Origin of the sequence: Larkinella arboricola, from assembly GCF_003259745.1 — a bacterium.
Taxonomy (GTDB): Bacteria; Bacteroidota; Bacteroidia; order Cytophagales; family Spirosomataceae; genus Larkinella; species Larkinella arboricola.
In genome coordinates this window covers 18,480-39,737 of record NZ_QLMC01000002.1, presented here as the reverse complement: position 1 = coordinate 39,737, position 21,258 = coordinate 18,480, and the positions used below count along the sequence as shown (strand labels likewise).

The 21,258-nt window shown below is 54.9% G+C and carries 14 protein-coding genes; 9 read left to right on the top strand and 5 right to left on the bottom strand.

The features are described 5' to 3' along the window. The first annotated feature begins 2 nt into the window (after window positions 1-2). The 5 genes from LX87_RS07215 (at window position 3) to LX87_RS07195 (ending at window position 6,947) form a co-directional block, all read left to right on the top strand. A complete protein-coding gene (locus LX87_RS07215) occupies window positions 3-1,643 on the top strand; it encodes a SusD/RagB family nutrient-binding outer membrane lipoprotein (RefSeq protein WP_111627552.1) in 1,641 nt (546 codons plus the stop codon). Window positions 1,644-1,703: 60 nt separating this feature from the next. Continuing rightward, window positions 1,704-3,080, top strand: coding sequence for a PhoPQ-activated pathogenicity-related family protein (locus tag LX87_RS07210; protein WP_111627551.1), 1,377 nt, complete (start codon window positions 1,704-1,706; stop codon window positions 3,078-3,080). Window positions 3,081-3,142: 62 nt separating this feature from the next. After that, window positions 3,143-4,927 (top strand): purple acid phosphatase family protein, encoded by a 1,785-nt coding sequence (locus LX87_RS07205; protein ID WP_111627550.1) that lies wholly within the window; start codon window positions 3,143-3,145, stop codon window positions 4,925-4,927. Further along, window positions 4,924-5,715, top strand: a complete 792-nt coding sequence (locus tag LX87_RS07200; RefSeq protein ID WP_111627549.1) for a glycerophosphodiester phosphodiesterase — start codon at window positions 4,924-4,926, stop codon at window positions 5,713-5,715. Before LX87_RS07205 ends, LX87_RS07200 begins: the two co-directional genes overlap by 4 nt. A gap of 188 nt (window positions 5,716-5,903) precedes the next feature. Beyond that, window positions 5,904-6,947, top strand: coding sequence for a sugar phosphate isomerase/epimerase family protein (locus LX87_RS07195; protein WP_111628315.1), 1,044 nt, complete (start codon window positions 5,904-5,906; stop codon window positions 6,945-6,947). 25 nt (window positions 6,948-6,972) lie between these two features. Here LX87_RS07195 and LX87_RS07190 read toward each other — a convergent pair whose 3' ends face one another. Next, window positions 6,973-8,256, bottom strand: coding sequence for a hypothetical protein (locus LX87_RS07190; protein ID WP_111627548.1), 1,284 nt, complete (start codon window positions 8,254-8,256; stop codon window positions 6,973-6,975). 128 nt (window positions 8,257-8,384) lie between these two features. Between LX87_RS07190 and LX87_RS07185 the strand changes: the two genes are divergently transcribed. After that, window positions 8,385-9,626: a DegT/DnrJ/EryC1/StrS family aminotransferase gene (locus tag LX87_RS07185; RefSeq protein WP_111628314.1), complete on the top strand. Its 1,242-nt coding sequence runs from the start codon at window positions 8,385-8,387 to the stop codon at window positions 9,624-9,626. A 63-nt stretch (window positions 9,627-9,689) separates the two neighbouring features. After that, complete coding sequence (locus LX87_RS07180; RefSeq protein ID WP_111627547.1) at window positions 9,690-12,008, top strand: hypothetical protein; 2,319 nt, start codon at window positions 9,690-9,692, stop codon at window positions 12,006-12,008. Between the two features lie 7 nt (window positions 12,009-12,015). Here LX87_RS07180 and LX87_RS07175 read toward each other — a convergent pair whose 3' ends face one another. The 4 genes from LX87_RS07175 to LX87_RS07160 form a co-directional block, all read right to left on the bottom strand. After that, window positions 12,016-12,687 (bottom strand): 3-keto-disaccharide hydrolase, encoded by a 672-nt coding sequence (locus LX87_RS07175; RefSeq protein ID WP_111627546.1) that lies wholly within the window; start codon window positions 12,685-12,687, stop codon window positions 12,016-12,018. 118 nt (window positions 12,688-12,805) lie between these two features. Further along, window positions 12,806-13,969, bottom strand: coding sequence for an AraC family transcriptional regulator (locus LX87_RS07170; protein WP_111627545.1), 1,164 nt, complete (start codon window positions 13,967-13,969; stop codon window positions 12,806-12,808). Between the two features lie 89 nt (window positions 13,970-14,058). Beyond that, window positions 14,059-15,309, bottom strand: coding sequence for an MFS transporter (locus tag LX87_RS07165; protein ID WP_111627544.1), 1,251 nt, complete (start codon window positions 15,307-15,309; stop codon window positions 14,059-14,061). A 76-nt stretch (window positions 15,310-15,385) separates the two neighbouring features. Then, window positions 15,386-17,965 (bottom strand): family 20 glycosylhydrolase, encoded by a 2,580-nt coding sequence (locus LX87_RS07160; RefSeq protein ID WP_111627543.1) that lies wholly within the window; start codon window positions 17,963-17,965, stop codon window positions 15,386-15,388. Between the two features lie 87 nt (window positions 17,966-18,052). Here LX87_RS07160 and LX87_RS07155 point away from each other — a divergent pair, with 87 nt between their 5' ends. Both LX87_RS07155 and LX87_RS07150 read left to right on the top strand, forming a co-directional pair. Further along, window positions 18,053-19,192 carry an acyltransferase family protein gene (locus LX87_RS07155; protein ID WP_111627542.1) on the top strand — a complete coding sequence of 380 codons (1,140 nt, stop codon included), beginning with the start codon at window positions 18,053-18,055 and terminating at the stop codon, window positions 19,190-19,192. Window positions 19,193-19,305: 113 nt separating this feature from the next. Then, window positions 19,306-21,183 carry an exo-alpha-sialidase gene (locus LX87_RS07150; protein ID WP_229310578.1) on the top strand — a complete coding sequence of 626 codons (1,878 nt, stop codon included), beginning with the start codon at window positions 19,306-19,308 and terminating at the stop codon, window positions 21,181-21,183. Window positions 21,184-21,258: the final 75 nt, after the last annotated feature.

The window sequence follows — 21,258 nt, the reverse complement described above, 5'->3', positions numbered from 1 at the left end:
TCATGAAAATCATATCTCTTCAATTTATCAGTCTCGTTGTTTTATTAACACTGACAGTATCGTCCTGTAAGAATCTGGCCGATCTGAACGTGAATCCGAACGGGGTCAATCCGGCCACGGCTCACCCCAATCTGGTGCTTTCGACGGTGTTAACCGAAACCGGCAGAGCGTTTGTCAACCTGGGGTATCAGGACATTGCCGGGGTGATGCAGCACACGCAGAAAGACGGCTGGAGCGGTGCCCACAACGATTACGAATGGGGCGGCAGCCAGAGCTGGAGTGAATACTACGACATCCTGCGCAACAACCAGTACGTCTACGACCGCGCCGTGGCACTGGACTTCGAACTGCACCAGGGCATTGCGCTGGTCATGAAATCCATGCTCTTTGGCCTAGTTACGGATCTCTGGGGCGATGCGCCCTACAGCCAGGCGCTGAAAGGTGAACTGGGCGGGGGCGAAAATACCTTCCCGGTTTTTGATACGCAGGAAGCCATTTACACGGGCATTTTGGCCGATCTGGAAAAGGCCAATACCCTGTTGTCGAAAGCCAAAAGCGCCTACAACAGCAACGCCGAGTCCGCCGACGTGTACTACAAAGGGGATCCGGCCAAATGGCGGAAGCTGGCCAACTCGCTGGCCCTGCGGTATTATATGCGGATTTCGTCGAAAAAGCCCGATGTGGCCAAAGCCGGTATCGAAAAAATTGTGGCCAATGCCGCCCAGTACCCAATCATAACGGCTTCGGCCGACGATGCCGCCATGCCGTTTGCGGGCAATAGCAACGCCGATTCCTGGCCCGCCAACACGACCTACGACGCCACCGAAAGCAATTATCGCCGACTCAAAATGGCCGACACCTTCGTCAAAGCCCTGCTGGCGATCAACGACCCACGGCTGGCGGTCTGGGCCAATAAGGTGCAGATTCCGCTGGTGGTCGACGCAACGCTTCCGGCTAAAACCGACAAAATTGTGGATGGGAAACGGTATCTCTCGCCCGATCAGGTGGCCGGAAAGGAAGTCAATACCGACCCGAACTATGTGGGTTTACCCACGGCCATTGTGGGTGGATCCACCTACAACCTCAGCCAGACCGGCGAACAGGCCGCCAAAAACCCGCACGTTTCCTGGCTGAACGACATTTACAGAGCCGCCAAAGGTCCACTCCTGAAAGCCCGGCTGATGTCGGCATCGGAGGTCAATTTCATTCTGGCCGAAGCCGCCCAGAAAGGCTGGGCCGCCGGCGATGCCAAAAGCCGGTACGAAGCCGCCATCAAGAATTCGCTGGAAACCTGGGGCGTCGGCGGGGCCTATGCCGCTTACATCGCTCAGAAAGACGTGGCTTACAACGGCACTCAGAAGCAGATTATCGAGCAGAAATGGATTGCGAGCTGGACAGCCGCCACCGAAGCCTGGTTTGATTACCGCCGAACGGGTTTCCCGCAGCTGATCGCCGGTCCGAATGCCAAACGGAAGGTGCTGCCCGTCCGGTTTTACTACATGCTCGACGAACGGAACCTCAACAAAGCCAACACCGATGCAGCCCTGAACCGATTGGAACTAACACCGTATTCGGAAGCGGACGGCAAGAACAGCGCCTGGTCAAAACCGTGGGTATTGCAAAGCACGGGTACACCCTGGTAAGTTTCTAAAAGGCACAACACAACACCGTACCGGTCCACCCATCATCACAAAAACAACACCATGCAAAAACGACTGTTCACTCCTTTCCTGTTGCTTGTTACTCTGGTCCTGGGGTCGTTCGATACGCCGAAGAAAGAACCCGTAACGCCGGAAACCGCCCTCCAGCATTACCTGAATAACGACGATAAAACCTTCCGGTGGGAAGTAAAAGAAACCTTTGAAGCAGGTCCGGCCAGGGGTTATCACCTGCTGCTGACCTCGCAGAAATGGCGCGAACACACATGGCGGCACCAGCTAACGGTTCTGGTTCCGAAAGAAAACCAGTACGACGGCGCGTTGCTGTTCGTTACCGGCGGCTCGAACAAAAGCGAACAACCGAACTGGAAAGCCGGTGCCAACGATCAGGTGTTGCAGGCTTTGGCCGGGATTGCGGCTAAAAACAAAGCCATTGTTTCCATTCTGCGGCAAACGCCCAACCAGCCGCTTTACAACAACCTGACCGAAGATGCGCTGATTTCCTTCACGCTCCACAACTTTAAAAAAGACCACGATTACACCTGGCCGCTGCTGTTTCCGATGGTTAAAAGCGCCGTTCGGGCGATGGATGCCGTGCAGGAATTTTCGAAGCAGACGCTGAAACGCGACATCAACCGGTTTGTGGTTTCGGGGGCGTCCAAACGCGGCTGGACCACCTGGCTGACGGGTGCCAATGATAACCGCGTAACGGCCATTGCCCCGATGGTTATCGACATTCTCAACATGCCCATCAACCTGGATTACCAGATCAAGTCCTGGAATAAATACAGCGTTGAAATTGAGGATTACGTCAATCTGGGCATTCCGCAGACGGCCCGCACCGCAGACGGCAATGCGATTACCCAAATGGTGGACCCCTACTCCTACCGGAAAAAGCTCACCATGCCCAAGATGATTTTCATGGGAACCAACGACCCCTACTGGACCGTGGACGCGATCAAGAACTATTACGACGACATTCCCGGCGAAAACCTGATTCATTACGTGCCCAACGCCGGCCACAACCTGGGCGACGGCAAACAGGCGTTCGAGGGATTAAGTGCGTTTTTCGGTATGACGATGGCTAAAAAGCCGTATCCGGTTTGTAAATGGGACGCTTCCGGCACCAAAACCGGCGTTAAACTGACCATCCAAACCACCGCCGATGCGCTGGTCGATGCCGTGGTCTGGTCGGCGGATTCGGAAGACCGGATTTTTCAGGACGAGAAATGGTTTGGCAAAAATCTGGGTGTCAAGGGAAAGTCTAAAATTGAACTCACCCAACCCTATCCGGCATCGGGCTACCGGGCTTTTTACGTCGATCTGAAATACAAAGACCCCAACGGCGGAGAATACACGGAAAGCACCCGGATGTTTCTGACCGATAACGACGAAGTATTCTTAAAACAAAACTCAATTTAATTGCTGATAGCGTTGCCCCAGTCCGACCGGATTGGGGCGACCTGAACACCCAATACCCACTGATGAAGTACACGCTTAAACTACCCCTGTTTTTTCTTTCTTCCGGTTTATTTCTTGCCTGCCAACACGAATCACAACCCGACACCCAATCCGTCAAAGCCGTCATGGACGGAGCCGTTACCCGGCTTTACGAAACGCTCAAACCCGAGCAGCTCGACACGATCAGCCAGCCGTATGTCCTTCAGTTTCTGTCCGAACCGGAGAAGAACGTCCTGGCTACGCAGTATGTAACGTTCAATGTCGATAAGCCGGTAACGGTTTCGCTGATGCGGCATCAGGATCAGAAAACTCTGCCATTCTGGCTGGAAAGCAGCGGCTTTAAAAAGACCGATCTGCTTGTCAGGAACGAAGAATTTACCTACGAAGTCTGGCAAAAACCGTTCGACGCCGGAAAAGTGGAACTGGGTATCAACGGTTTTGACAAACACCGGCCCGTTTATTTCATCAGCGTCGGCGCTCAGAAACCCGGCGACAAGGTAACGATCAGCAACGTGTATCCGGCTCATCAAACCCTCGATACCATGCGATTGGGCGCGTTCACGTACCACGACTGGAGCGATCTCACCCTAACCGAAATACCGGAATCGCTGCGCGGACAAACCCTGTTTCAGACCATCCGGGGCCGGGCGCGGGAAGCCCATCTGATCGGTGCATTCCGCACAACCAGTACCCCCGCTTCGAGCCAGCCCGACCAAATTCTGCAAACGTGGAGCGGTAACCCGGCCACAACGCAGGATATTCAATGGCGGGCAGCCGCAACAGTTTCGGACGGTTTGGTGCAGTACTGGCCCCTGGGCACGACGGATACGCTGTCGGCCCCGGCTACGGCATTTAAATTGGAAGACCGGCTGTTGCAGAACGATCGGTATGTAAACCGGTTTACGGCCCAGCTTTCCGGACTTAAGCCCGGGAGTATGTATGCGTACCGGGTTGGCTCCAAAACCGGAAGCTGGTCGAAACCCGCAACGTTTAAAACCCAGTCATCCGCTCCCGAAGGCTTTTCGTTTATCTGGTTTGGCGACACCCACAAATCGCCGGACTGGGGCGCAATGGCCCGGCAGACCCTCAGCCGCCACCCCGAAATTGCCTTTTATTCCATCGCGGGCGATCTGGTCAGCACGGGTTTACACCGCGATGAATGGGACCAGCTCTGGCAGCATTCAGGCGGTATTTTCAGCCAGAAACCGCTGATGCCCATTCCCGGCAACCACGACAGCCAGGATGGTCTGGGCGCGTGGATGTATCAGGAAATGTTCAGTCTACCGAAAAACGGCCCCAAATCGGCAGACGTTCCGACCGAGCAAACCTACGCATTTACGTATCAGAACGCACTTTTCCTGATGATCGACGCGACCTCGCCCATTGAAGCGCAAACCGCCTGGATTAAAGAGCAGCTCGCCAACTCCAAAGCCGACTGGAAGTTTGCGTTCTTTCATTTTCCGCCCTACAACTTTGAGGAAGATTACGCCGACATTCGCCGGGAATGGGGCAGTCTCTTCGATCAGTATCACGTTGATATGGTCATGAGCGGTCACGTTCATTATTACCTCCGCACCAGGCCCATGTTTGCCGGAAAACCGGTTGCGTCCCCGTCCAAGGGCACGATTTACACCATTTCCATCGGTATTCCGAGCCACCACGAAGAGTGGCCCGATGAACCTTACGCGCAGGTTCGGTATAACGACGGCCCTTTTTACCAGCATCTGAAAATGGATGGAAAAACGCTGATCTATACGGTTTACGACAAGGATGGCAAGGTTCAGGACTCGCTAACCATTAAAAAATGAAGTCAGTACGGCTTCCTTTCCTGCTTTTAGGCTGGGCGGTTTTCCAGTTTCAGGCTGCCGCCCAGCCCGTCCTTTCCGCCCACCGGGGTTCGTCTCTGGTGGCTCCGGAAAACACGCTGGCGACGTTCCGGGCGGTGTTGACCATGCCGATCCGTTACATCGAAATCGACGTTCGGACCACCAAAGACGGACAGTTGGTGATTCTGCACGACGGCAAACTCGACCGTACCACGAACGGTTCGGGGCCGGTGGAAAACCAGACATTGGCCGAGGTGAAGCAACTTTCCGCCGGAAAAGGCTTCGGTGAGAAATTCAAGGATGAGCGGATTCCGACGCTGAAAGAAGTAGGACAGCTCCTGCGCAACTGGAATCAGACGAGTGCCCGGAAGGTCAGTTTATACGTCGATTGTAAAGCCGTGCAGCCTCAGCCGCTGGTCGATGAACTGGCCGAACTTGGTCTGCTGGCCGATGCCGTTTTTTACGGTTCGGATGGGTTTCTATTGTCGCTGAAACAGGTGTTTCCCAGGGCGAAAGTCATGCCTTCGCTGCGGAGCGCGGATGAGCTACCCGCCAAGATTCAGCAATTGCAGCCGTATGCCTTTGATGTGCGCTGGACGTCGCTGACAGCCGAACTCGTCGGGCAGATTCACGCCCACGGTATTCGGGTGTTTTCCGACGCGCTGGGCTTTTTTGAAACACCGGAACACTACCGAAAAGCCGCCCAAATGGGTGTGGATGTGATCCAGACGGATTATGTAGAGCGGGTAAGCCAGGCGGTGCGCAACTAAATTTGTCGATTATTTTTTCAGTGCCTAACCCATCCGGAACAATCCTGGGCACCATAAGCAGGCACGACCCGTTGTGTTCCGAACGTGAACCGATTCAAAAATTCTGCTACCTTTATTGGAGGCAACCCGTGTTTGCGCTGCCACCAACCGTTACCGACTATTCTCAATCACCCAACCAAGGTAAATTCATGGAAAACAACCAAACCCGGCGCCGGTTTCTAGGTGCCACAACGGCCCTGATTTCGGGTCTGGTACTTAGCAAAAGTCCGGTTTTTGGCGCTCCGGCCCTGATCCGTACGCTGGGCGACAAACCCAATTCGCTGATCGACGGGGTGCAGATCGGCCTCATTACCTATTCGTTCCGGGAAATGCCCGACCAGAGCGCCGAAGCCACCTTACAATATGTCTTGGACAGCGGGGTGAGCGCCATCGAACTGATGGGCGATCCGGCCGAAACATTTGCGGGTGCGCCAAAAAGCAAGGTTGATATGCGGGCCATCGGGCCACTCATGCGCAAGCGACGCGAGAACCAGACCCTGACGGACGATGAGCAGAAGACCCTGACAGAGTTTGAAGCGCAACGGAAGGCGTATCAGCAGGAACTGGCCAAATGGCGGCTTTCGGCCCCGATGAACAAGTTTGAGCAGGTCCGCAAAATGTTCAATCAGGCCGGGGTGCAGATTTACGGCTTCAAGCCCTCTACCTTCGGTCTGCAAAGCTCGGACGCCGAAATTGATTACGGGATGCGGGCGGCCAAATTGCTGGGTGCCAACCAGGTAACACTCGAACACCCGGCCAATGATGCGCACACGCTCAAGCTCGGCCAGATGGCCCAAAAACACGGTCTTCGTGTGGGATACCACGGCCATGAGCAGCAAACACCGACCTTCTGGGATACGGCCCTCGCGCAATCACCAGCCAACGCGCTTAACTTTGACCTGGGGCATTATGTGGCCGCCGGTAATCCGGACCCGCTGGTGCTTATCAAACAAAAGCACAACCGCATTGCCAGCATGCACATCAAAGACCGTCAAACCGCCGAACATGGCAAAGGCAACCTGCCGTGGGGACAGGGCGATACGCCGTTAACGCAGGTTCTGAAGCTGATGCGCGATCAGAAGTATAAATTTCCGGCAACGGTGGAGCTGGAATACCAGATACCCGCGGGTTCCAATTCGGTGGCTGAAGTCAAAAAATGCGTCAATTTCTGCCGGAATATCCTGGTAAGCTGACCAAAAGGGGTGGGCACTCCACCCCTTACTCAAACCGCCTGTTCATGCCCCCCAGTTCGCCGTGGCTGTTGATGGCCACCAGCGTAATCAGCGCCATGAAAATCAGTACCAGCGCAACCCCCATCGCCCACCGCCCCGCATACAGTCCACGCTGCGAAAAATCCGGTTTTGTCCGACCCATCAGGAGCGCAATAACCACCAGATTGACCAGATAGAGATACTGCTCGATTCGATGGGTGCTGATGATGGCCCCGGTAATGAGCAAGCTTAAGGCGGTATACAACCCCAGGTGAACCAGAAAAAACGTCCGAACTTCGTTGTATTCGTAGCGTACCCATTCGGTGGTTTTATTCCAGTAATACCGGATAAACCAGACTCCGCCCGTGGCCAGCACAGCGGCCAGTGCCCCCAGCCGAACACTCCAGATCAGGCCCAAATCATCGCCGGCGCCCACTTTGTCGTACTTGTCTATCACACGTTTCAGCCCAAAGCTTTGCTCCCAGACCACCAGCGGAATCACCAGTGCTACCATAAGCAGTGGGAACCAGATGCCCCGTTTGGGAGAGCGATCTTCAACCGGTTCCCAGGAGGACGTAAAGGTTCCGTAGGCCATTCCGGCGCCCCCAAAAAATCCCAGCGAGTATTCCATCACGTTCCAGAAATTAAACGAAATGCCGGACACATTCCCCATCACTTGCAGGAAATTCCCGAATGCAAAACCGAAGCCCCCACCGAGCCCGGCAAAAACCGCTACCCGTAGAGCGGAATACTGTTCGGTCCGGTACATAAACCAGGTCAGGGCCAATGCCATACCCAGACAGGCCGCCCACATTTCCGAGCGGGGCGGAGTCATGAGCCAGCCCCATTGCTCGATGAATAGAAAGTAGATAACAACGGCCCCGGCCAGCATTTCTACCAGAATTTGATGCCAGCGGACGGGTTTTTGGGAGGAATCGGCCAGGGCCAGACCAAACAGACCGCCCCCGATAAAACCGTACAGACCGCCGATCACGAACAGCATCATCAGGCCGTAATACACATTCACAAAATCAGTCCCGCGACCGTAGCCCACCACCACACCGTAGCTCATGATGCCGCCAATGCCCCAGCCGACGGCTCCTGCCAGTGCCACCTGAAACATCCGGGCGTACCAGTCGGCGCGCTTGGCCACCAGCAGAACACTCAGCGCACCAATACCACCCGCCCAGGCCGCGCCATGCTCATGCCCAAACTGACCGCGAATAGCCCAGGCCGTGCCCATCGACAGCCCCGCAACGAGCAGGCTATAAGAAAGTGCTTTTGCATTCATTTTAATTCGGATAAGGGTTTGCGGTAATACGTCATCCCCCGCCAAACAGGCTATTTCTCTAAAAATATATTCAGTAACCATAGCCCGAAACCCGGTGAGCCGCGTATTTTAGAATGAGTACCGACCCTATGGAAAAGACGACAACCCTGGCCTTTGACGGTGGCAAAAAAGCCGTCCAAACGACGTTCCCCTGGCCCCTCTTTGACGAAACCGACGTGCAGGCCGTGGCCGAAATCGTTCGAAGCGGTCGTTGGGGTAATCCGGATTGTGGTGATTCGGTGGAGGCATTCGAACAAGCGTTTGCAGCTTACTGCGGCACAAAATACGCCGTCACCTGCGTCAACGGTTCGGTGTCGCTCCGGCTGGCGCTGATGGCCTGCGGAGTGCGGCCCGGCGACGAAGTAATCGTTCCGCCGTACACGTTTATCGCAACGGCTTCGACAGTGCTCGAGGTCAACTGCGTACCGGTTTTTGTGGACATCGACCCCGATACGTATAACCTCGATCCGAAAGCTATCGAAGCGGCCATTACGGAACGAACCAGAGCGATTATTCCCGTTCATTTTGCCGGTCTGGCCTGCGACATGGACGCTATCATGGACATTGCCCGCCGTAACAACTTAAAAGTCATCGAAGACGCGGCCCACGCCCACGGTGCCGAGTACAAAGGCCGTAAACTCGGCTCCATCGGCGATGTGGGCAGCTTCAGTTTTCAGTCGTCCAAAAACCTGACCAGTGGCGAAGGCGGTATTGTGGTCACCAACGACGAAAGTCTGTACCGCATGATGGCGTCGCTGCGCAACGTGGGCCGGATGGAAGGCCACCAGTGGTACGACCATTTTAACCCCGGCTGCAATTACCGCATCACCCAGATGCAGGCCGTGCTGCTATCGCAGCAGCTCAAACGCTTGGAAGAACAGACGATTCTGCGCAACACCAACGGGTTGTACCTCAATGAATTGCTTACCAAAATCGACGGTATTACGCCCCTGAGCCGGGGTTCTGAAGAAAACCGGCACTGTTACCATCTGTATATTTTTAAATACGATCCGTCGGCGTTTGGAGGGCTTTCCCGCCAGGATTTTGTGGCCCGGCTGGCGGCTGAGGGTGTGCCTTGTTCGACGGGGTATCCGCATCCGCTGTACAAACAGCCGCTGTTTCAAAACAAAAATTTCATGTGTTATGCCATTCCCGAATCGGTGGATTATTCGGCGGTGAGTTGTCCCGTGGCCGAGCGAGCCTGTCGCGACGAAGCCGTCTGGATTTTTCAGCACGCCATGTTGGGCAGCCGCGAAGACATGCAAGCCTTCGCCGAAGCCATCCGGAAGATTCAACGGGTTGTCATACAGCCGGGGCCGACCGTCGGTTAATTCGAATCCGGCACAGAAAACGGCGATTCGCCCCGTGTCATAAGCTATTTTTACGAACTCCAAATGAAAGTCTACCCCCTTTTCCTTTTCCTGCTTACTGCTTTTGAGCTTATTGCCCAGCCCATCAACCTGAAAAATGCGGCTATTCTGGTTTCGCCGTCCGTTCCTGCTCCCATGCGGACCACGGCCCCCCAGATGCTGACGGAAGAAATTGCAAAACGCACCAATACCACTCTGAAACAGGTGCAGAACTGGCCCGGCAGCCGGAGCATAACCATTGCACTGGCCCTGTCTTCCGAAAAAGAAGTGGCCGGAAAAGCCGTTCCGAACCGAACCGGCACCGAACTGGCGGAGCAGAAACCGGAAGGCTTCCGGGTGGTTAGCGAAGGTAATACGCTCTGGATTCTGGGGTCCGACGCCCGGGGCATTCTGTTCGGGTCTGGCTGGTTGCTGCGGAATCTGAAAATGGATGCCAAACGGCTGGAACTGGCCGGACCGGTCGATGTGGCCAGTGCGCCCGCTTACCCGATTCGTGGGCACCAGTTGGGCTACCGCACTACAGCCAACTCCTACGATGCCTGGACCATAGCCCAGTTTGAGCAGTATTACCGCGACCTCGCCATTTTCGGCACCAACGCCATTGAAGGCATCCCCTTCCACGAAGGCGAAATACCGAGCGCCCTGTTTCCAATACCGCCGAAAGAAATGCAGATACGCATGAGTGAACTGTGTCAGAAGTACGACATGGACTACTGGGTCTGGACCCCGGCCACATTCGACCTGACCGACGGCGTAAAACGGAAGGCCGAAATTGAAAGACACGAAGCCTTTTACCGCGCCTGCCCACGGCTCGACCACATTTTTTTCCCCGGCGGTGATCCCGGCCATAACCACCCGCGCGAGGTGATGGCGTTCCTGAAAGACCTGCACGGTAAACTAATCCAGTACCATCCGAAAGCGAAAATCTGGATCTCCCTGCAAGGCTTTAACACCGAACAGATTGATTACTTTTACAAGTACCTTGCGCAAAACCAGCCCGACTGGTTGCAGGGGCTGGTATCGGGACCGAGCAGCCCGCCAATGGCCGAAACCCGCTACCGACTGCCCAAAAAATACCGGCACCGCCAATACCCGGACCTGACGCACAACGTCCGCTGCGAATTTCCGGTTGAGCGCTGGGATCAGGCGTATGCCCTGACGCTGGGCCGCGAAGCCATCAACCCCCGCCCGTTTTTCTTCGCCCGGATTCACGGCAAATACGCGCCCTTCACCGACGGTTTTGTGTCGTATTCCGATGGGTGTCACGATGATATCAACAAAGTCATCTGGAGTATGCGGGGCTGGAACCCGGACAAGAATGTAAACGAAATTCTGGCCGAATACAGCCGGTTTTTCTTTGGCTGGCAACTGGCAAACCAGGCCGCCGACGGTATTCTGGCACTGGAAAACAACTGGCAGGGGCCGCTGGCCCAGAACGGCGGTGTGGAAGCCACGTTTGCGTTCTGGAAAAATCTGGAAACGGCTCATCCCGAATTGAAAACCAACTGGCGCTGGCAGATGCTGCTCCTGCGCGCCAACTACGATACCTACACCCGTCGGCGGTTGCTCTACGAAGAAGGGCTTGAAAAAACAGCCAATGCGATCCTGACCCGGGCAACCGAAACCGATCTGTCTAAAACGCTTGATCAGGCACTCGCAACCGTGAACCGTGCCGATACGGAGCCCATTGCGCCCGAATTACGGCAGAAAATAGAAACGCTGTGCGCGGATTTGTTTGCTTCCATTGGCCTGCAAACCAGTGTTCCGAAATACAAGGCGAAGGGGCCGGAACGGGGCTGTCTGCTCGATTTTGTGGATTATCCGCTCAATAACCGCTGGTGGCTGGCCGACGAATGCCAGAAAATCCTGGCCTTGAAAACACCCGCCGAACAACTCGCCCGCATCCATGTGATTGCCAACTGGGAATCCCCCGGCATCGGCAGTTACTACGACGACGTATCGAGCGGCAGCAAAAGTCCGCGCGTCAAAACGATTTCGGACGATGCCACCGACATCGCCTGGTGGGACAACGGCCTGAGCCGCACCCGACTTTCTACCCAGACATTCCAGGCTAGTCCGGCGCTGGACTACAGCAACCTCGACCCCGGCGCTCGCTATGTCATCCGGGTGGCGGGGGCTGGCGATGCGCTGCTGCGGGTTGATGGCAAACGTCTGCATCCGACGGTTTACCACAAAGACCTGGAAACATTCAAAGAGTGGATTGTGCCGCTCTCGCTCACGCAGGATGGCCAGATTTCCGTGAGCTTCGACCAACCGGAAGAATCGCACCTGAACTGGCGGCAACGTTCAAAGATTTCGGATATCTGGCTCCTGAAGCAGTAAGAACGGGTTATAACGCCCGAATCCGGATGTTGCGAAAAGCGGCTTCGTCGCCGTGGTCCTGCAACAGCAGATGGCCTTCTTTGATCGTGCCGAAATCGTCCACGGCTTTGAATTTGCTTTGGGCTTTAGCGGCCATAAACCGGGCGTCACCGCGTTCGTATTCCAGAACTTTTGTGCCGTTCAGCCAGTGTTCAACGTGCGTTCCGTTCACCACAATCCGGCCTTCGTTCCACTGTCCGATCGGTTTCAGCTTCCGTTGCGAGGGCGCAAACAACTCATAAAGTCCGGCGGTTCGGCGTTTGTCGTCCTTGTCGGCGGCAATATCTTTGTTGCCCATATCATCAATAAGCTGGTATTCACACCCCAGCAGGGCCCCGTCCGGGTATTTTTTGACGAAATACTTCAAGCCCGTATTGGCGCCGGGCGTCAGTTTAAATTCAAACCGTAAATCGAAGTTGGCAAATTTCCGGCGGGAAAGAAGGTCACCGCCCCGCTTGCCTCCTTTGTTGGTAATGAGCACCTTGTTTTCAACGGCCCATCCTTCCTTCGGAAACTGATCGGATTTGGCGCTCACCCACTGATCGGTCGTTGTGCCGTTAAACAGCCAGATCCAGTCCGACGGGGTCTTTTCTGTGGTCCAGATAGTGATGAAGAGAAGGAGGGTGATCAGGGTTTTCATGGTTGGGTCGTTTTTAAAAGGTTGTTACACAGGGTTATCAGAGCCAATCAGAGCTTATCACAGGCTCCGCTTAACGCTAATAAGCTCCGCGAAACTCTGCGATATAACTCTTCAGACTCTACTTGCCCGCCAGGTATTTATTTCGAAATTCAATCGGCGTACAGCCCTTCACCTGCCGGAACTGCCGGGCGATGTTCTTACTGTCTGTCAGCCCCATATCGAGGGCGATTTCAAACACCGTCATGTCCGTTTCGAGCAGCTTCTGCGTGAATTTTTCGATGCGCAGGTTAAAGATATACTTGTAAATCGGATAGCCGGTAATGGTCAAAAATCGTTTTTCCAGGGCGCGTCTCGACATGGGCACCTGTCTGACCACTTCGTCCACCTGTAGGTTTTTATCGATATTCTGGTGAATATACTTCAGCGAAGACGCGATGTAATCATCGTCGGTCGCGTAAATATCGGTCGAATGGCGCGTCACGATCTGCATGGGTTTGACCACAATGTCGTAAAAATTAGTGGCTCCCGTCCGGATCATGTGGTCGAGCAGTTTGGCCGAGTCATAACCGCCTTTTTCGGCATCCAGCGCGATGCTCGACAGCGGTGGGTCCGACAGTTCGCAGATCATTTCGTCGTTATCGACGCCCAGCACGGCCACCTCTTCGGGTATCCGGATGCCGGTTTGCCGACAGGCTTCCGTGATGTGCTGCCCCTGCCGGTCGTCGCAAGCCATGATGGCAATGGGTTTGGGCAACGATTGCAGCCACTGGCTCAGCGCACTGGGTTTGTAATACCACAACTCGCTGGACTGCGCCTTGGTGTGTTCAAACGTATGGACTGTATACCCGGCTTTTCTGATGTGGGCTTCAAACCCTTCCGACCGCTCCCGCGACCAGACAATGTCCCGAAAACCGTAAAACGCGAACTGGGTAAATCCTTTTTTGAGGAAATAGTCGGCCGCCATCGCCCCGGCTTCGTGGTAGGCGCCGGTAATGTTCGGGATGTCGTCAAACCGTTCCCTGAAGTCCTGGGCAATTACCGCAATACCGGCCTGAATGAATTCCGACACCTCGTTGTCGTTGTAAAACTGGCCAATGATACCGTCGGCTTCCCACTCCTTCGCCCACTGCAAAATGCCCTTAATACCGATGGTTTCGCGGTAGAACAGCGGCATCCGGCAAAACACCCAGGGACCGTGTTCCCGCGAGTATTTCGTCACGCCTTTCAACAGGCTTTTGCTGTAATCTTCCGCAAAGTCGATGAGCAGGATGATTTTGTACATAAAGTTGTTACACAGGGTTAATCAGAGCGCGTCAGAGAAAATCAGAGAAACTCTGGTATGCTCTGATTAACCCTGTGCATAACTCCCTCCTACGCAAATAGCTCTTTCAAACTTTTCACCGTCGCGTTGTTCACCAGGGGCCGGGCCCAGACGCCGATGCTGAAAATATAGCCCAGCGTCAGCAACAGAAACAACATCGCAAACCGTAGTCCGACCAGTTCGGCCAGCCCACCGACGATCAGCGGCACGACGGCTCCCCCGGCAATACCGGTACACAGAATACCGGAGAACGTACCGTGGTGGTGCGGCACCGAGTTCAGCGCCAGCGAAACGATGATTGACCACATCACGGAAGCAAAAAAGCCCGCCATCGGAAAAGCGTAAATGGCCGCGTCTACCGGGCCAAACAAACCCGTCAGCAGCGACACAATGGCCCCAGCCGCAAACAGCATCAGCACCCGCCGACTGTCGAAAATTTTCAGGAGCAGCAAGCCGAGCAGGCAGCCAATCGTCAGCAGGCCCCAGAAATAGGCGATGACGGACGCACCCGTGGTGGCCGGATCAACCCCGTGGTAGGTTTGCAGAAACTGCGACGTCCAGTTGGCAATCCCTTGTTCGGTACCGACATAGGCAAAAATTCCGCAGAAAAACAGCAGGACGGTTTTGTTGCCCAGCAGGTCTTTAAACGCTTTTTCGGTATCAATCCGCTCATCGTCTTTCAGTTCGACCTTCGGAAACCGCACAAAATAAATGATAACCACCATCAACAATGCCGTCACCGCAAAAACCCAGTACAGTGAAACCCACTTCAGGTTTTCGGGAACGAGCTGGTCAAAAACGGCCAGCAAGCCGGTGTTGCTTCCCGAATGCACACGGCTGACCAGATAGCTGTACAACTGCGGACTCAGGAACGAAGCGGCCCCAAAAAACAATTGGGCCAGCACCGAATTGAAGGCAAACTGGGCCTCGCCACCCGCTACCCGCAGCAACGGATTAATCACGACCTGAAGCATCGCCATGCCCAAACCGATCAGGAACAGCGACAGCAGGGCCACGGAGAAACCCGGAATCAGCGCAAACAGCAACGCACCGGCAAACGCCAGAAAAAACGCCACCAGCAACACCGGTTTTTCACGGTATTTCTCGACCAGAATCCCCGACGGAATGGACATGACCCCGTAGGCCACAAAGAAGGCAAACGGCAGAAAACCGGCCAGCCCGATGCTGAGCTGAAAACTCGTGATAATGTCCGGGATGATTGGTCCCAGAATGTTGGTCAGAAACGAAATAACAAAAAATATGAGCAGAATCAGAATGACAATCAGGGCGTTGTTCTTCATGGTTTCAACGGTTTTGGTGGCTTTCCGGCCAGTTGGCCGACGTACTTAAACGGCTAAACGAATCAGAACCGATCCGTTAGAGCTGCGTTCCATCCACCACCGCCGTCCGGCTCGACCGACCGGACGCATCGAAACTTTTCAGCTTAACCGACCCCGACACTTTCACCGGAGCCGTGTACAGCGCCGACTGAGCCGTTGGCTCCGACCCGTCGGTGGTGTAGCGGATGCTCAAACCCGGGTATTCGACGTTGGCTTTCAGCGTTCCGTTTTCGAGAACCACCCCCGGCATCGGCAGCCGGTAATTGTAACCGCCGTTGATCGTAGCCAGCCGGGGCAACTCCCGTTGGGCCAGCGTATTGGCAAAAATATTCCAGCCTGCCTGAATAGCCTTTTCGCGTGCGTCTCGGTTTTCGATGGTTTCCCAGGGGCGTTCGGCCGCCCAGGCACTTTCGGCAAAACCCAGCAGTTTGGGCAGCGAATAATACTCCATCATATCCCGCCCTTTGACAGTTTCGCACCAGAGCTGCGATTCCAGACCGATCACGTTTTTGCGGGCTTCCGGCTTCATTTTTTCCAAACCGGCGAAATTCAGCGGTTGGCCCATCGAGGTCCGGTACGTGGTTTTAAACATATCGAAGGGCGCAAACGTCCAGTTGGCCCGCACATCTACAAAACCGCCCCAGTACAGCCCCGGCTCCTGCGGATCGTTGTTGTAGGCCAGGTCGAAATAAAAGTTTGTCACATTACACAGTACCACCGGATAACCCGCGTTGGCTAGTCGGTTGCCCAGATCGAGGTCGTAGATGTTATTCCAGACGTAGGGCACCAGCTTTTTACCCACAAACTCCGGATTCGGCAGGTATTTGCCTTCCGGCGATTTGGTCAGGGCCACTTCCTCCCAGCCATGAATGGTCAGATTGCGTTTTTCGAGCCGTTTCAGGAGCTTACCAACAAAATACGACTGCAAGTTTTTAGGATCTTTGATGGCCGGATTTTCTTTCAGCAACTGGGCCGCCATTGGTGATTGGGTCCAGACCCCTTCGGGCACTTCGTCGCCACCCGCGTGGAACGTATCGAGCTTTAACCCGGCCTCGGCGTACATTTTGGCAATTTCGTCCACCACTTTTTCATAAAAATGGTACGTCGATTCACGGGCTACGCTCACCACGTTATCCTTGTAAGCCTGCGCCGACAGGTACACCGATTTGTCGTCGGGATCGATCAGGCGGTATTCGTTGGCTTCCTTCTCCTTGCCTTCCTTCATCAGCCGTTCGTACCGCGCTTCCATCGACTTAATGGCCGCCCGCGCGTGGCCGGGAAAATTCAGTTCCGGAATCACTTTGATGTGCCGCTCGTTAGCGTATTTCAGGATTTCGATGAAATCGGCTTTGGTATAAAAACCGCTGCCGTGTTTGCCTTCGTCGTAGGCTTTCGGTCCCGAACCGTACGACGGATGCAGCACCGGGGCGGCCATGCCTCCGGCGGTGTGTTCGCGCTGGGCACCCACTTTCGTTAGCTCCGGCAAACCGTCAATTTCGATCCGCCAGCCTTCGTCTTCAGTGGTATAAAACAGAAAATGGTTGATCTTGTAGACGGCCAGCAGGTCGAGCCAGCGCAGCACGGTTTCCTTGGTCTGGAAATTCCGGCTCACATCCAGATGCATGCTCCGAAACGGAAACCGGGGCGCATCTTCCACCTGCACAAAACCCAGGGCCACGCTGGCAGTCGGTTTCAAATAGGCTTCGGTCGGCATGAGGGCCAGCAAACTTTGCACGCCATAAAACACACCGGCGGCATCGCTTCCCGTAATGGCCACCCCGTTGGCGTCGATACCGAGTTTGTACGCTTCTTTACTCACCCCGTTGACCGAAACCGCGCCGGTCGTCAGGACAATGCCTTTTCCGGCTGTTCCGCTCTGCACCGGAAACTCCGTCCCCGTCAGGTCTTTCAGTTTTTTGCTTAGAAAACGGGCTTCGTTTTCCAGCCCGGCACCGTAATAAATGGGCAGTTTGCTATCCAGCGTTAATGTACCCGTGCCCGTTGTCATCTTCACCGGCGACGGAACGATTTTCTGCAACTGATTGGCACCAACCAGACTGAGCGCCAGATTGTCCTGATACCGTTTGGCTGCCGTATGGAGCGGCATCTGATCGTCTTTTCCACGTAGTTGCTGCTCTTTTTTCGCGAATGGTAAGACACGGTAATTGGCGACCTCCACCACATTTTCCTCTTTGCCGTCTTTGTCGTAGAAAACAAAATAAAGGCCCATTGGCGCGTCGGTCAGTTTGATCACCCCTTCCGTTCCCAAATACCGGATTTCGGCGGATTGGCCGGGGGCCAGCGAAAATCCGGCGTTGGGCATCATTTTGTACCAGTCGCCGTTGATGTGCTGAACCGTAGCCGGTTGCGGAGTTTTGTTCGCCAGAATAGGCCGGGGCGACATATTGAAGAACAGCGCCCAGTTTTTCTCATCAAGCGCCAGATCGCTGTTGTTCACCAAGTTGAAGCGGGCTTCAAAGCCGTGTTCCACCTCGGTAAAATTGCTTACCAGTTCCCAGGTAACGGCGATTTCGCGGGCTTCGTTTTCGGAAGATTTGCAACTATTCAACAGAAATAAAACAGCCAGAATGGCCGTAAAGCAAAAAAAGTTACGCATTGAGGGGTCAGTTAAGTAGCCTTAATAATACGGAATCGAGTAGTAAAAATACCACTGGTTCCAAAGACTTTTTCAACAACCGCTTCGATGATTGCCCCAACGACCCCGTCAGCCTTCTCGACCGGCTCCCTGGAATTCAGCCCAACCCGGCTGATTTCGCTTGATGCTCTGCGGGGCTTCACGATTGCGGCCATGCTGCTGGTCAACTTCCCCGGCGACGGCGACCATGTGTATCATCCGTTGCAGCACACGAAGTGGAACGGCCTGTCATTCACCGACCTGATTGCCCCATTTTTTCTGTTCATCATCGGTGTTTCCATTGTGTTTGCCTACTCGAAACGGCTGGAAAGCGGAGCGCCGAAAAAGGTATTGTACCGCAAGATCATCGTCCGCTCCGTCAGGATTTTCGCCGTCGGCATGTTCCTGAACCTGCTGCCGACCTTCGATTTTGCCACCATTCGCTGGACCGGCACGCTTCACCGCATTGCCTTTGTCTTTCTGATCTGCTCCGTTATTTTCCTGAATACCAACTGGAAACAGCAAGCCTGGATCGGTATGCTGACGCTAGTTGTGTACTGGCTGGCCCTGACGCAGATTCCGACGCCGGGTTACGGCAAAGTCATGCTCGAACCGGGTGCCAATCTGGTGGCCTGGTTCGACAATCTGTATTTGCCGGGCCGGATGTGGCAGGGTACCTGGGACCCCGAAAGCATCCTCAGCACCTTCCCGTCGGTGGTTTCGGGCCTCACTGGTATGCTGGCCGGACGCCTGATGGTCAGCCCCATCCCCCGGCTTGAAAAAGTAGCTTACCTGATGACGGCGGGGCTCTTTACGGCCACAGCCGGTTACTTCTGGAACCTGACGTTTCCGAGCAACGAAAACCTCTGGACCAGCTCGTTCGTATTGATTACGTCTGGTTTTGCAGCCCTTTTGTTCGGGGCGGTGTATTTTCTGGTCGATATCCTGGGGCGTACCAAAGGCACCCGGCCGGGCATCATCTTCGGCGCAAACGCCATTGCGGTCTACGTCATGGGCGATTTGCTTTCCATCCTCTTTTACTACCTGAAACTGGGCGGACATTCGCTCAATGAATACGGTGTTTCCGCCCTGACCGGTCTGGGTTTCGACCCACGGTTTGGGAGCATGGTCTACGCCCTGTTTTTTGTGGCCGTCAACTTCATTCCGGCGTATATTCTCTACCGGAACAAAATCTTTATCAAGCTGTAAGGTTTCGTTATGAGAAGATTATTGCTTTTTCCCATTACCTGCTTTATCCCTACGACTGACCCGAAATCCGGGAACGAATCCTGCGATTTTCGCCCGTGTATCCCTAGTATAGTATGACGTTCTTAAACCCGACCCTCTTTACCTTAAGTTTGCTTTTGGCGGGACTTACCGCCCAGTCCCAAACCGGCAGCCCCGCCGAACCGGTTCGCTACGTAGGTGGCGAAACCGTCGATCCGACGGTTCACGAAGGTCGCCTGCGGTACGCCATCGGTACGGAAAGCCGACAAACCGTTCGGGTAAACCGTACGCATCCGGAATTGGCCGACGATCACGGCTGGACGTACAACCACGCCCCTAATCTCTGCTACTGGAACAACACCTTTTACCAGCAATACCTCAGCAACCCCGTCGACGAACACATTGCGCCGGGACAAACCCTGATCACGACCTCGAAAGACGGACGGCAATGGTCCAAACCAACGGTCGTTTTTCCGCCTTATGTACCACCAGCAGGCGTCACGATTCCGGACAGTTCCAACGGCTATATGATGCACCAGCGCATGGGTTTCTACGTCGCGCCAAACGGCCGACTGCTCGTGCTGGCGTTTTACGGTCATGCCGAAGACCCGTTCAAGGAAGGCGGGATTGGGCGCGTGGTGCGGGAAGCCTACAAAGACGGTTCATACGGCCCGATTTACTTTATCCGCTACACCAGCCACAAAACCATCAACGGTGTGCAGTGGAACGAGCGCAATACAAGTTATCCATTCTATAAAAAATCCCCGGACGCCGGTTTTATCGAAGCCTGCGATGCCCTGCTGGCCGACAAACTCATGACGTTTCAGTGGTGGGATGAAGACCGCGGACTCGACGGTTTTTACGGCGTAAAGGAGGAAGCCCGGGAAGCCCTGTCGTATTACCACCGTAAAGACGGCAACGTGGTGGCATTGTGGAAATGGTCGCACAGTGGGTTATCATCCGACAACGGGCAAACGTTTTCCAAACCGGTCAAGGTGCCGAGCTTTGTGATGGCGGGCGGAAAGCAGTGGGGTCAGCGGACAGACGATGGTCGCTACGCCATTTGCTATAACCCGACCGAATACAATGAGCACCGGTTTCCGCTGGTTGTCGTTTCCGGCGATGATGGCATTCTCTACGACAATATGCTGATTGTGCAGGGAGAAGTGCCGCCCCGGCGTTTTTTCGGTCGCTGGAAGGATTTCGGCCCCTGCTACGTGCGCGGTATTGAAGAAGGCAACGGCAACCCGCCCGGCCACGACCTGTGGCTTTCCTACAGCATGAACAAGGAAGACATCTGGGTGAGCCGGATTCCGACGCCCATCCGGTATTCGGTCAAAGGGCCGGTGGCCGACAATTTTGACGGTTTGACCCTGAATGCTGCCGTGACGGACTGGAACATTTACGCGCCGAAATGGGCGCCGGTGACGGTGGTGAACAGCCCGAACGGAACCGGCAAATGTCTCGAGTTATCCGACAAAGATCCGTACGATTACGCCCGCGCCATCCGGGTTTTCGAAGAAGGAAGCCGTGTACAAACCCGTTTGAAAGTCCGGCCCGGCCAGCAGAACACCGGTACGCTGGAAATTGACCTGACGGATCGGTACGGCAACCGTCCGGTGCGGATACGGTTTGACGAAAAAGGAGCCATTGTTGCCACCGATGGCAGTCAGGAAAAAGTGCTGCAACCCTACCGCGCCGGGCAGTGGTACGAACTGACGATCAGCGCAAACGCCCGTTTGAACGGTAGTTATGACCTGCGGATCGACGGAAAAACCGTCCTGGAAAAAGCCGCGCTGGCCGAAGCCGTCAAGTCCGTCGAACGCCTGTCCATCCGAACCGGGCCGTACCGGAATTTGCCCAATCGAAAGACGCCCAACGAAGACCCGGAACCTCCCCTACCGGGAGCTGACGAGCCGGTAACGCCCGCCGTGTTTTACGTGGATGATGTGCGGGTCAACGCCATCAACTAACCCGTATACCGACGGTTTGCCCCGCGTCGGCGGTACGTATGATGAACCCGTGCGCTACGAATTCCTAACCCTTAC